The sequence below is a fragment of the Candidatus Borrelia undatumii genome (genome assembly GCF_020882015.2).
Taxonomy (GTDB): Bacteria; Spirochaetota; Spirochaetia; order Borreliales; family Borreliaceae; genus Borrelia.
On record NZ_CP086555.2, the window covers coordinates 537,927 to 550,684 of the forward strand.

A 12,758-nucleotide genomic window follows, 5' to 3' on the forward strand; every position below is an offset into this window, starting at 1 on the left:
TTTTTTATTATTAGAATCTAGTGGTATGAAGAAATATTTGAGTATAAGTTTTTTTAATTTATTAGTTGGTATGCTCATTTTGTTTTTTATTATATTTATTCAATTTAGAGACTTGAGTCAGAGTGTTTTTTTATTAAAAGATTTAAAATTATTGGTTAGTAATAAAGTTGAAGATAGCAAATATGCTTTAAATAATATCACCCTTAGCGTGAGGGGAATGAGAATAAATTTATCTAAAGAAAGTCCGCTTATTATTCCTAGTAGTGAACTTTATCTTAATCCTGTTTCCTATAGATTGCAGCATAATGAGGTCCATGTTTATTTTGAGAATAACGTTTTCTTGCTATTTGCTTTTGATCCGGAGGACAATTTTAGTATTAGTTCAAATCTTTCCAGGAAGTTAATACTAAATTATGAAATTGAAGATGATTATAAAATTTTTTTTGATAAAGATGTTTTAATCAGGGGTAAAGATTGCTATTTTGAAATTTTTTTGGGAGAAAATACTCAAATTAATGAGAGAGAAATTCTGATTGGTCCTCAAGAATTTTTTAAGATTGGAAATTTGATTAAAGAGATTGAAAAGCCCAAAGATCTTGTAACTAAAGAGGCTCCTGAAAGCATTTCTTTAGATATGAGTTCTTCTGTTGTGTATGTATCAATCGAGGAAGTCGAAAAAGGGGTTTTTGACTCTGCAATAGTTAGGTTTAAAAACAAAGCATATAATGCATGGAGTAGTGATTCTGCTTTTAGCGTTAAGCAGGGTGGGTGGCTTAAGGATAGTGTATATTCTTTTGATGAGGAGATATTTGTCTATCTTTTGGCTGAGTCTTTGACAAGACTGGATCATGAGGATATTTTTTCAAAGCTTGAGCCTTTGATGAATCTTAACGAACATAAGTTAACTTATTTAAGTTCAAGTTATTATGTTAATGAAGAGAAGCTGGATAAATTTTTTAGCTATTTATCTGTCAATAAGACCTTTATCAATTCTCTTGAGTCGGATAAGCTTTTAGGGTATTTAAAAGAAGATTCTTCTCTTTTGGAGAAGATTTTTTTATCTGAGAACGCTTCTCTTTTCAGTGAGGCATTAGATATTTTAAAGGAGCCAGAAATAGTACTCAACTTTGACTTTAATGTGATACAAGCATACAACATACTATCTAATTATATCGTATTTTTAAAGTTGAATGATGATAGCTTTGTTTTTGGAAAACTGAAAAAAGAGCTAGCTAATTTCATATCCACTTTATTTCTTGTATCTAGCAATGGTAGGGCTTATATCCCCAGCGATAGGGATAATTTATCTTGGGATTTTGAATATACATTAAAGGTGGCAGGATTACTTAAAAGATTGGCTTATGAGCTAGGAGATGATTTAATATTAAGACTTTCTTTTAACGCCATATATTATGCTTTGATGAGTAAAGAGGTTGATCGAATTCCTTATGAAGCTTATTATGCAGATATTGTAGATAACGATTATCTTCCAAAATTCATCTTGATTCCAAGTGCTGGAATTGGAAACTGGATATATGGTGCTTCAAAAATTTCAAATTATAATATTTCCGATGTTAGTTATTCTCTTGATTTTAATCGTAGTTTAAATTCTCCTGGATATTTTTTTTTCAAGGGTATTTCAAATCCTACTTTGGTTAGGTTTAGAAGTATTAATTGGTATACTGATCCTCAATTTTACATATACTCTGATGGATGGAAATATTATCCTGGTAACAAGATGTTGGTTTTAAAAATAACCCCAAAAAAGAATGAAGATACAAATATTTTATTAAGATTTGATGATATTAAGATAACTAGGAATATTGATGAATAATCTTATTGATAAGACCCAGTTAATAATTGATGTTGGAAATACAAGTATCTCTTTTGCATCATATAGGCAAGATGAAATGCAGATATTTTGTAGGCTTGAAATGAAGCACGATTTAAGCTTTAATGAGATCTATGAATTTCTTAACTTGAAATTTGACAACAAGATTTGTCAAGTATTTGTAAGTAGTGTTGTGCCAATTATTGATAAAGTACTCATAAGCGTTGTTACTTCTCTTTATAAGGTGATTCCTTTATTTATCAAATTCGACTTAAATTATGATTTAAGCTTTAATCCGTATAAAAACAGTCGGTTTTTGTTAGGTTCAGATGTTTTTGCAAATCTTATTGGAGCTATTGAGTTTTATAATTTTGATAATGCTTTGGTTGTGGATCTTGGAACGGCTTGTACTATCTTTGCTGTTAGTAGAGAAAATGGAATACTAGGAGGGCTTATTAATGGAGGCCCTCTCGTAAACTTTAATGCATTAATTAAGAGCGCATATCTTTTAAAGGATTATGTCCTTACAATACCAAAAGAATTACTAGGGATCTCAACAATTGCTAGTGTTAATAGTGGAATCATTTATCAATACAAGTACCTAATAGAGGGAGTTTATTATGATCTTGTTAGGAAATATAGGGAGGAATTTAAATTGATAATTACAGGAGGCAATTCTCATTTAGTTTTACCCCTATTGAGTATAGATTTTGCTTTCAATTTATATTTGACCGTTGAGGGAATTAGGATTTTGGGGAATTCTTTTAAAGGCGATTATGGCTGTCAGGTTTAATGATTTTACCTATATTGTGTTACTATTGTACCAGTGGTAAGACGTGAGGAGTGTGTAAATGAGGTTGTTATTTGTCATTTTGTCTACGATGGCTGTTGCTTTTTTTACTTCTTGTCCCTTGTGTATGCTGGGGATTTATTTTTGTATTTTTGATTTTGTAAGTTACGGTCTAGTTAATTTTGTTTTCAGATCCGGAAGAAAAACCAATTAGGTGTTTCGGTTGTAGGATTCCCTTTATATTGGGCATATTGGGATCTATGATGGGCTGAGGGCTTTTAGATTTTTGGAAATAGTTGTCTATGTTGTTCCGTTTTTGCTGGATGGCGTCTGCTTTCTCTTAAGGTGGATCCCCCTGCGCTTTGGTATGATCTTGCTGGTTCTATGAAGTGCTATATCCATAACTCCTTGCAGTATTGGTGCTGTATCCAAAAGCATAGGTTTTCTTTAATATTTCTACTTTTGTAGTACAAGTATTAAATTTTTAGAATATTTATAAACAAATCCTCTTTTTTAAATTCTCTGTTAATACCAAAACGAGTCAATGAAAAGTCATATTTGACGGGGTCATTTTTATTACTCTTTGAAAAATATTTCGTGACTTCTATTGCCTTCTTAAGATTTACGCTCTTGCTATGCTTAAGATTGAACAGTTTAAAAGATATATCTGTCATGTGAGTGTCCATTGGAACTATTAAGTCTGAGGGGCTAAATCTGCTCCAGGTTCCTAAATCAACGTCGTCTTTTCTTATCATCCATCTTAAAAATAAAAATAATCTTTTACATGCGCTTCCTTTTGAGGGTTTTGGAAGCAACAAGCCAAAGGGTTCTTCATTAATTTTTTCCATGTAACTTATTAGGTTGTCTAGGCTTGATATGAAATTTCCATTTTTTTTGTAAATATTGTAGAAAAGATTCTCGATTGTTGAGTATTTGCTTTGTATTTCCTTAATGGCCATTATTAGGTTTACAATGTCTTCTGTTTTGAAGAATCTATAAACAAAGTCTTCATATACTATGTTTAACTCATCTTTTGTAAAATATTTAAGACTTTTCGAGGGTTTTGTACCCAGTGGCCTTAAAATTCTGTTGATTGCTTCCAATATTTTCTCGACTCTCCCAAGCGCCAGTGATGAACTAACAAGACCCACAAGCTCAATATCTTCTATTTCCGAGTATTGATACAAAAACTCCAAAGGATCGGGATGAATAAACTCTCTCTTGTTATATCGATTGTATATAAACTCCAGGATATCAAATGTAATATCTCTAGCTTTTTGCATCGTTGAATGCTAACAATCTAATCAATATTTTTTTTAATTTTTTGTCATAAAGTTTGTCCTGTGCCCATTTGCCCGTAAGGTCATATATGGTTGGGGCAGATCCCCTTTTGACAAGGTAAAATCTAGGATCAACCATATTAGAATTTATATCTTGTCTTGAAGCGTAGGCTTTTAAGTGCTGAATGTGAGCCCTGATTCCTTCCTTGATGTTAGAAAAGGAGTTTCCCTTTGTAACATTGTCAGTGGCTCCTATCCCTGAAAAATTATGCTGTTCTTTAGAGACAATGCCGTTAAATCTTAAAATGCCCGTTTCAAGCAACATTTGTGCGTAAGCTATGTCGCAATTTATCCCCTCAATCAAAGCCTCATCTATGTAGGTCTGTGCAATCATCTGAACATATTCTGATTCAAGATAGGGGTTCATTTTTAATGTATATTCTACAAGATCCCCTACTTGACTTCTTCCCTTGCTCAGAAGAAAAGGAATATACCCTTCTTCCTCTATTTCAGTGCTTATCTCAATTATGTCGTCTTCGCAGTAACCTGCTACGGTTAGTAACACTAATATTTTCGATATTACTAAAAGCATAGATTTTTTAAACATTTTTAAAACCCTCTTTCTCCAATAAATTTGTCGATTTCTTTAAGAACAAAATTAAACCTTGGCAACATTAATTTCTTTTCTTTAAATAAATTGAAACTCCTTAAATAACTTCTGCTAAATATAAAATCAGAGATTTCTCCAATATTAGTCATGTTTATAACTTTTATCGATGAAGAATTCATTTGGGTTTCTTTTAATTCATTTTCGTCTTGCTTTATTAGCAATTGCAAAGTTTTTATTTTATTTAAAGTTTGGGGCTTGCCTCCTATGTTTATGTATTTCCTTATTTGTTTGTTTTGACTAATAATTGGGTTAGCGATATCTGCTTGATTTCCAATTGTAATTAATGTTAGCTTGTCCAAGTTCATCTTCAGATTCAAAAACTCTAGTTTTTGAGTCGACTTAATGAGTTCAAAAATGTTTTGAACCTCGGAAATCTCAGATGTTTTATCTGCTCTTTCATCTAAAATTTTCATAGGTTCAACCAAATATTTAATGGCTTTGTTTGAAATATCCGTCAATAAGCTATTATCGTTATTTTTAATAAAGTCACTAGTGTGGGATGATTGATATTTGGGTGAATATGAATAGACAATGTTCCCTCTCTTAACTAGCTTATTTACCAGTAATTTAAACATTGAATCATGAGAGTGAGAGGGCAGTATAATAAGCACACTGTCGTATAACTCCTGATCATTGCTAATAAAGGCATCTTTATACACATTTATGTACCTTGGTATATAGTTCATTTCGTTTATGAAAAATGGATTAAATTCGTATGAAAGAAAAGGATTTTGACTCTTAAGTCCCAGAGTTAGGCTGGTTGGATACCAAACAGATAGACTTAAGTTATTTGTATGGTCTTTAATTCTAGTAAAGCCTATTTTATAACTAGATTGTTCATCCTCTGGATAATCTGTAAACAGGCCAAGATACGAAAATGTAGTAGCGACTAGTAATATCAATATTGATGGCATCACTAATATTCCTTTAAATAGTAAGGAGTAAACCATTCCCTTAAATTTATTACGCTGTCCATCTATCCCTTTTCTTCTAGACAGTATCGTGTTTATATTTTTAATTATGATCATTACCAAAAAGGCTAAAAATAGAGATCCAACATACAACATGAGTGGCTTGATTTCCACCAGATACAGATCTAACAGGAAAAATACCCCTGGAAGAATTATGAAGTAGTCCTCGTACGAGAACTCTCTTTTAAAATTGAAGAAGTTTATGACCAAAAACGCGCTGAAACTCAGCAAAAACATAATCTCATAAAACTGTCCACTCATAAAAGCACTTTTTCCTTAAGTAATTATAAGCATAAAAATGTTATTTACAAAATGATTTGTATGGAACGTTCTTAACGTTCTTGAAGATAAGAAGAATATATAGACCACATGATTTTCGCCTGCCAAATTACTGACATCCGTTGACAAAGTAATTACTTATTTTGTGATTTTAGAAAGTATTTTGAATTACAGCCATTATCTAATTTGAAATTAGAGAGTAGCTGTAACTTGACTGTGTGGTTTTCTGTGGGTGTGGATTTATCCTTTTAGTTTATGTGGTATAATGAGATGTCTTGAAAGATGAAGGGAAGGCAGTGTGTTGGGGATTTTTCTGGGAACAGGTGCGTCGAGTGGCATCCCTATGTTGAACTGCGATTGTAGGGTGTGTAGTTCAAGTTTTGGTAAAAACAAGAGACTTAGAAGCTCATTTCTTCTAGGTGTGGATGGGATTAACTTGTTGATTGATACAGGGCCTGATATTAGAGCTCAGCTTTTAAGAGAGAATATATCTAGTCTCGATTTAGTATTGTACACACATGAGCATTACGATCATGTTATGGGATTTGATGATATTAAATTTTATACAAGACACATTCCTTTGAATGTATACGCTCGAGGGAGCACGATGCAACACATTAGAAATGCGTTCCCCCACAATTTTACAACAGAAGCGTCCATAAGTGGAAGAGCTAACATCATCCCCAATTTAGCCATAGAATTAGAGCCGATTGTTTTTAAGGGAGTAGAAATAATGCCAATCCCTTTGTTGCATGGGGATGTAATTAGCCTAGGGTATAAAATAAACAATCTAGCATATCTTACTGATGTTAAGTCTATTCCGGAAGTTTCTTATAAATATTTAACTGGTTTAGATGTATTAATAATAGATGCTTTAAGAATCAGGCCCCATCCTGGACATTTGAATTTTGATGAAGCTATTAGTGAGGTTAAAAGAATAAAACCCAAAGTTGCTTATTTTACCCACATAGCACATGATATAATGCATGAAGAGTTTGATTATTTAAATAAGGATGGTATTTATTTGGCTTACGACGGGCTTCAGATACATATTTGACTTAAAGGTTGGTAGGCTTTGTGGATTTGATTTCTTGGAATGTAAATGGAATAAGAGCTCTTTTTAAGAAAGGTTTCCTTGGATTCGTTGAAAAATATAATCCAGACATTTTGTGTCTTCAAGAAACTAAGGCTTGTAGGGAGCAATTGCCAAAAGAGCTTGTTAATCTTGAGGGATATTTTTCATATTTTTCAGAAACCACAATAAGGGGGTATAGCGGGGTTGGTATTTATACGAAGAGTGAGCCCGTTAGAGTGGAAAATATGGGTAAGGATATCTTTGATAGGGAAGGAAGAAGTCTTGTTGCGCATTATCGTGATTTTATTCTTATTAATGCCTATTTCCCCAATTCTCAATCGTTAAGAAGAAGACTACAGTTCAAGCTTGATTTTTTAATGAATATTAGGAACCTTGCACATTCGTTTACAAGTTCTGGAAAGAACCTTATCATATGCGGTGATTTTAATATTGCACATACTGAGATTGATTTATCTAATCCCAAGGCTAGCAGAGATTCCGCTGGGTATTATGTTGAGGAAACTACTTGGATGGGTAATTTTTTAAATGAGGGCTATGTTGATACATTTAGAATGTTTAATAAGGAACCAGGTAACTATACTTGGTGGGATTATAGAACAAGGGCAAGGGAACGCAATATTGGTTGGAGGATTGATTATTTTATTGTGAATGAAGTTTTTAGATCTAGAGTGAAAGATTCTTTAATTTTGGGCGAAGTAATGGGAAGTGATCATTGTCCTATTTTTTTGCACCTAGATTAGTAATAACTGGGGATGGTATATGAATAAGTGTTTCTTAATTATTCTTATTTTTTTTGTTCACGGATTTACTTTTGGCACTGATTTAGAAGATATTGATTTCTATCGCAGTCTTGATAGGAAAGAACTAGTTTTGGTAATTCATTTACTTGAGCGGGAAAAGTATTTGAGTCAAGACGGCAACATTTCAACATATGTTGGCTTGGCAAAGGAAGCTTTAGCTGAAAGAGATATTCGGGTGTTGCAAGATGATAAAGTGGGTGATCTACAACATGCTGAGTCTTTAAGACGACCGGATAGCTATAGTAGTGCAAAACTTGCTTTAAATGTAACAGAGGCCTTAAATATTTTGGTTTATTGTGACAGTGAAGATAGGTTTTTAAAAACCCTAGATGGGCGAAATGTGGGGTTTCAAAATGGTAATTTTGTTATTCTGGATTCTTTTCATGTTAAAAGCTATGGTGATGCGCCCAGCGAGCATACTACTATTGAGATTTATAAGGAGAGTATTTTAAACCCTAATTTTAATAGATTCGAATCAGATAAAGATGGTCCTTTTGTCTACATTAGTGAGTTTGATAAAAAGGTGTACCTTGGTGATATTTCGAGTTTATCTAGGATGGAACTATTGTTTCTGTTTTACGAACTATTTCCTATTGCAAAACTAAAGAGCACAAAGGATTGGTATGATTTTGGATTTTCATCTATCCTTAAAGAGATTAAAAAAGCTTATAATGTAGAGACAAATTCAAGGAGAATTAAATGAAATATCGAGATGTCAATAGTATGTTTAAGGTTATCGTTTTAATTTTAGCGTTTCTTCTTCTATCCTGTGCTCCCGCCAAATTGAAGACAGATAAAAGCCTAATAAATGGTCAGCTTGATAATGGTCTTAAATATTATGTTTATGCTAATAAAACGCCGGAGAAGGCTGTATATATGGGGATTTTATTTAATGTTGGTTCCTTAAATGAGGAAGAACATGAGAGAGGTCTGGCTCATTATCTTGAGCATATGGCTTTTAAAGGGACGGGAGATTATCCGGGTGGTGAGAGTATTTTGAAAGTTCTTAAAAAGTTTGGAATGGCATTTGGAGCTGATATTAACGCATACACTACTTTTGATAAGACTTACTATAGTCTTGATTTGCCTGATGGCAATAATGAGGAAGAGGTTGATGAGGCTTTAAATGTGTTGAAGAACTGGGCCTCTCAGATGGAATTAGATGAAGTAGAAATAGAGAAAGAGCGTAATATCATTATTGAAGAGAAGAAGCGTGGAGAGCGTTATCCTAATAGAATTATTGAAAAAATGTTTAAGTTTATTCTTGGCAATAGTAGATATGCGGACAGATTTCCTATTGGTCTTGAAGAGAGGATTTTATCTTTTAAATCAGAAAATTTTAAGGAGTTTTATAGAAAGTGGTATAGACCAGATCTTACTAGTATTATTATTGTAGGAGACATTGAGCCTGATAAGATTGAAAAAAAGATAAGGGAAAAATTTTCATCCTTGACAAAACCTGAGAGTGAGATAGAAAAGATTAGAGTAAATCTGGATACAGTAATGGGTGAAAAATTTGTTAGCATAGAAGATTTTGAGAAACCGTTTCCTGGTGTGGCTTTTATTAAAAAGGAGATTTACGATGTTTCGCCCACTATTGATTATGTTAAAAAAAATACAGAGCAAGCTTTGTTGGATGGTCTTTTTGGGAATAGGTTTTCCGAGTTAAAGACTTCTGGAATTAATCACTTTATGTCTTTTGATAAACATAGTTCTCCGTTAAAGTCGGATGATAGGCACATTTTAATTGATCAGATTTCTGTTGATTTAAACCCAGATCATTTAAAAGAGGGCATTGAAGAATTTTTTTATCAATTTGAAAGAATAAAGAAATTTGGGTTTACTCAAGGAGAAGTAGACAAGGTTAAGTCTCAGCTTATAGGTTCTTACAAGCTAGCCAGAGATAACATAGGGAAGAGAAATTCATCTAGTATCATGGATATTTTAGTAAAAGCTGCCTCAGAAGGTAATGAGATGCTTGATATGAATGAATATTACAACATTGCTATTGATTATCTAAATAAAATTAGCCTAGCTGCGATAACGGAATTTGCTAGGAGTGAGGCGTATGTGGAAGCCAGTTCTATTATTTACTCTTATTCTAGTAAATCTCATCTTAGTTTGACTTTTGAGGAAATTCAGGAGATGAAAGAGCTTGCTTTAAAAAGAGAAAGTATTCCTTATGAAGACGTGTCAGTTCAGGGAAAATTTTTAAAAGAAGATTTAGAAAGCAAAGATATTATTGACGAGAAGGAATTATTTGGAGGAGTTTCATCCTTTACGCTTGAGAATGGAGTTGAGGTTTACTTTAAATATAATGAACAAAAGAAGAATGTGGTTGCTCTTCAAGCAAATTCTTGGGGTGGTTTGTTAAATGAGGACGCTGATTTTATTCCTGTTTTGGCTCTAGCGCCAAGATTGGTTTCAAAATCAGGATATGGGGATTATTCTCAACTTCAAGTTGAAAAATATTTGGCAGACAAGGTCGTAAATTTAAATCCAGCAGTTGATTTTCAAAAGACAAGGATTAGTGGTAGTGCTGAGGTCAAGGACCTTGAAACTCTTTTTGAGCTCATATATTTTACATTCAAAGAACCAAAAATAGATGATATTGTCTTGCAGAATACTGTTGAGGACATAAAAGCTGTCATTAAGAGTAATGAGAATGATTCTAAATATCTGTTTAGGAGAGTTGTTCAGGGGTTTTATAATAATGATGATTATCGTTACAGAGATATTAAGGAATCTGATTTGACAAATATGACAAAAGAAGTCCTCTTGGATTTTTATAAAAAAAGATTTACCTATGCAAATAACTTCAAATTTGTGTTTGTGGGAGATATAGATTTAAATATAATCAAGACTCTTTCAAGGAAGTACATAGGCAATCTGAGCTCTGAAAAAAGGGATGAGTTTAAAGATTTAGACTTTTCCTATAAGAAAGGTACGGATAGAATAGTTGTACGAAAAGGCGAGGACTCAAGTGGCATTGTGCATGTTTTGTATCCCTTTAAATTCAATTATACACCCGAGGATGCTTTAAATTATGAGGCTTTAACTTTGCTTTTAACAGATGGTCTTATTAAGAATATTAGAAGGGATATGTCTAGTGTTTATTCAATAAGCGCATATTTTGACTATTCTGTTAGAAAATATGCGCATTCAGATGGCTTTGTAGTTGTGAATTTTACAGTTGAGCCTAAAGTACTTGATAATGTCTTGAAATCTGTTAATGACTATATACTGGAGAGACAAAAGATAGATTACACAGAAGAAGATTTTGATTACGTTAAGAAAAATATCATTAAAGAGGAGGAAATTAAATCTCAATCTAATTGGTATTGGTGTTCTTCAATATCAGATTCTCTTCTTTGGACGGGCACTTTCGGGGATAATATGAGCACTACTTTTATTGAAAATAATTTAAACAAAAATACTATAAATTCATTGTTGAAGAAGATTGATTTTAATCAGAAGACAGAAATTGTTTTGGTACCAGAAAAGGAATAATTAATTTGGATTTTGGCTAAAAGGTATGTTTTTATCTTTTGTTATCTCATCTTTTAAAAGGACTAGCAGCTCTCCGGCTATTAGTCCTTTCTTGTTCCACAATAGTTCTTCTAACTTCGAAGCCCACCCTTCGTAATTTTTGACACCGGATTTGGGGAAATATGTAGTACTAATCAAAAATTCTGCAATGTCCTCTTTTGGAATTTGGATAGTGTAGGCATAAAATTCGTTTATTACTAGTCCATTAGTTTTAATATCATAACCCTTATTGTCTAAAAATTTGATCCAAGCTCTCTTTTCTTTTTGAGGGATATCGTTATGCCACAAATCAGAGATTTCTTTATTAATATTGTTATCTGTGAAGAAATACATATGTAAAATTTCATGCATGAATATTATCATTTGAGCTGCTTTTGACATACTTTCATCTTCTGAATAAGAAGCTAATGCAATATTTCTCGATTTATCTTTGACTCGCAATGTATGGTCTTTAATGTATACTAGTTTATTAATTATGATGATGTTTCTTAATATAAGCTCCTCTTTGTTTAACTTGGCATTCATTTTTTTAGCCATATTGAAAAATTCAACTATATCCTCTAGTCTGTAGTTATGTCCCGTCCATCCTTTTTTGTTTTCTAGTTCTTTGTTTGATAATATCTTACCTCTAAAATTTTTCTTCTCTGTAAAAAAGGCCAATCTTTTAAGCATTAAAGATTGATCCTTTAAGCGCTTAAATTTTAATATGTATATTTCAGGATCTGCTATGAGGTTAAAGATCTCAAAAGAATCTCTTCTATAATTCTCTTTTTTATAGTTAAGAATAAATTTTAAATCAGAATTTATTGGTTTGTTGATATCATAATAGTCATTCATATTGATATATCCAATTTCACTTATTTGAATCATCTTATTATTTCTACTAAGTTTTATTTCGTCGTTTTCGTTTTTCAGTGATGTGTACTTTAAGATGTTAGATAATGCTATTTTTTGAGTTTCTTTTTCGGAATATAACTCCGAAATTATGGGATTTAATATTTTTTCTCGAGCTTTAAATCCCATAATAGGAAAGGTGTTTTTTTCAAGATTAAATTCAATAGAATACTCGTTTTGACTAATTAGCACTTTTAGCTTTTTGGATTTTGATTCTTCTATTTCTGTGTTTGCGACTTTTCTTTCAATATTATTCAGGGTAATAGACGAGATATCGTCCATTGCTATCTCTACTTCCAGCTTTACATCCGGATTGATTACTTTTGGGATTTCATACAGACGGGCACCACTTTGAGTAGTAACTTCTATACTTGCGTTCTCGTTTATCTTAAGATCCAGAAAAAGGGTGCTTACCCTTCTGTCGCACCTTAAGACAGCCCGATGATCTTCGTCTGGCACCCCCTCTCCTTTGCTCGCATCCACCCTACCAAGACTCGTTAATAAAAACAATACTGCTAAGAACTTTTTCACCACTACACAAAAAAAGAGAGAAGTCAATAAGACCCTCTCCTTGAAACATCCTCTAGGGGAGTCGAAC

The 12,758-nt window shown here is 32.6% G+C and carries 11 protein-coding genes; 7 read left to right on the forward strand and 4 right to left on the reverse strand.

The features are described 5' to 3' along the window. Positions 1-25 precede the first annotated feature (25 nt). The 3 genes from LKV13_RS02640 to LKV13_RS02650 are packed head-to-tail and all read left to right on the forward strand — an operon-like array spanning position 26 to position 2,835. Positions 26-1,834 carry a hypothetical protein gene (locus LKV13_RS02640; protein ID WP_229089054.1) on the forward strand — a complete coding sequence of 603 codons (1,809 nt, stop codon included), beginning with the start codon at positions 26-28 and terminating at the stop codon, positions 1,832-1,834. Further along, positions 1,827-2,624, forward strand: coding sequence for a type III pantothenate kinase (locus LKV13_RS02645; protein WP_229089055.1), 798 nt, complete (start codon positions 1,827-1,829; stop codon positions 2,622-2,624). The genes LKV13_RS02640 and LKV13_RS02645 overlap by 8 nt, the downstream gene beginning before the upstream one ends. A gap of 58 nt (positions 2,625-2,682) precedes the next feature. After that, on the forward strand, positions 2,683-2,835 hold the full coding sequence (locus tag LKV13_RS02650) for a hypothetical protein (protein WP_229089056.1): 153 nt from the start codon (positions 2,683-2,685) through the stop codon (positions 2,833-2,835). A 262-nt stretch (positions 2,836-3,097) separates the two neighbouring features. Here the strand turns inward: LKV13_RS02650 and LKV13_RS02655 are convergent, their stop codons facing one another. Genes LKV13_RS02655 through LKV13_RS02665 form a run of 3 tightly spaced genes read right to left on the reverse strand, consistent with a single transcriptional unit; the run spans position 3,098 to position 5,803 of the window. Further along, positions 3,098-3,904 (reverse strand): TIGR02757 family protein, encoded by an 807-nt coding sequence (locus tag LKV13_RS02655; RefSeq protein WP_229089057.1) that lies wholly within the window; start codon positions 3,902-3,904, stop codon positions 3,098-3,100. Next, a complete protein-coding gene (locus LKV13_RS02660; protein ID WP_373464033.1) occupies positions 3,891-4,508 on the reverse strand; it encodes a glucosaminidase domain-containing protein in 618 nt (205 codons plus the stop codon). The genes LKV13_RS02655 and LKV13_RS02660 overlap by 14 nt, the downstream gene beginning before the upstream one ends. A gap of 2 nt (positions 4,509-4,510) precedes the next feature. Beyond that, a complete protein-coding gene (locus LKV13_RS02665; RefSeq protein WP_229089058.1) occupies positions 4,511-5,803 on the reverse strand; it encodes a hypothetical protein in 1,293 nt (430 codons plus the stop codon). Between the two features lie 316 nt (positions 5,804-6,119). Here LKV13_RS02665 and LKV13_RS02670 point away from each other — a divergent pair, with 316 nt between their 5' ends. From LKV13_RS02670 to LKV13_RS02685, 4 genes are read left to right on the forward strand one after another with little or no spacing between them, the layout of a single operon-like run. Beyond that, positions 6,120-6,878: an MBL fold metallo-hydrolase gene (locus LKV13_RS02670; protein WP_229089059.1), complete on the forward strand. Its 759-nt coding sequence runs from the start codon at positions 6,120-6,122 to the stop codon at positions 6,876-6,878. Between the two features lie 20 nt (positions 6,879-6,898). After that, positions 6,899-7,657: an exodeoxyribonuclease III gene (xth, locus tag LKV13_RS02675; RefSeq protein ID WP_229089060.1), complete on the forward strand. Its 759-nt coding sequence runs from the start codon at positions 6,899-6,901 to the stop codon at positions 7,655-7,657. Positions 7,658-7,676: 19 nt separating this feature from the next. Beyond that, positions 7,677-8,420: a hypothetical protein gene (locus LKV13_RS02680; protein ID WP_229089061.1), complete on the forward strand. Its 744-nt coding sequence runs from the start codon at positions 7,677-7,679 to the stop codon at positions 8,418-8,420. Next, positions 8,417-11,227 (forward strand): M16 family metallopeptidase, encoded by a 2,811-nt coding sequence (locus tag LKV13_RS02685; RefSeq protein ID WP_229089062.1) that lies wholly within the window; start codon positions 8,417-8,419, stop codon positions 11,225-11,227. The genes LKV13_RS02680 and LKV13_RS02685 overlap by 4 nt, the downstream gene beginning before the upstream one ends. On the opposite strand, the gene LKV13_RS02690 is transcribed toward LKV13_RS02685, so the two are convergent. Next, on the reverse strand, positions 11,228-12,691 hold the full coding sequence (locus LKV13_RS02690; RefSeq protein ID WP_229089063.1) for a hypothetical protein: 1,464 nt from the start codon (positions 12,689-12,691) through the stop codon (positions 11,228-11,230). Positions 12,692-12,758: the final 67 nt, after the last annotated feature.

What these genes read in the sequence shown, in the direction of transcription:
- LKV13_RS02640 (WP_229089054.1), top strand. Translation starts at nt 26, where the DNA reads ATGAAGAAATATTTGAGTATAAGTTTTTTTAATTTATTAGTTGGTATG.
- LKV13_RS02645 (WP_229089055.1), top strand. Translation starts at nt 1,827, where the DNA reads ATGAATAATCTTATTGATAAGACCCAGTTAATAATTGATGTTGGAAAT.
- LKV13_RS02650 (WP_229089056.1), top strand. Translation starts at nt 2,683, where the DNA reads ATGAGGTTGTTATTTGTCATTTTGTCTACGATGGCTGTTGCTTTTTTT.
- LKV13_RS02655 (WP_229089057.1), bottom strand. Translation starts at nt 3,904, where the DNA reads ATGCAAAAAGCTAGAGATATTACATTTGATATCCTGGAGTTTATATAC.
- LKV13_RS02660 (WP_373464033.1), bottom strand. Translation starts at nt 4,508, where the DNA reads ATGTTTAAAAAATCTATGCTTTTAGTAATATCGAAAATATTAGTGTTA.
- LKV13_RS02665 (WP_229089058.1), bottom strand. Translation starts at nt 5,803, where the DNA reads ATGAGTGGACAGTTTTATGAGATTATGTTTTTGCTGAGTTTCAGCGCG.
- LKV13_RS02680 (WP_229089061.1), top strand. Translation starts at nt 7,677, where the DNA reads ATGAATAAGTGTTTCTTAATTATTCTTATTTTTTTTGTTCACGGATTT.
- LKV13_RS02685 (WP_229089062.1), top strand. Translation starts at nt 8,417, where the DNA reads ATGAAATATCGAGATGTCAATAGTATGTTTAAGGTTATCGTTTTAATT.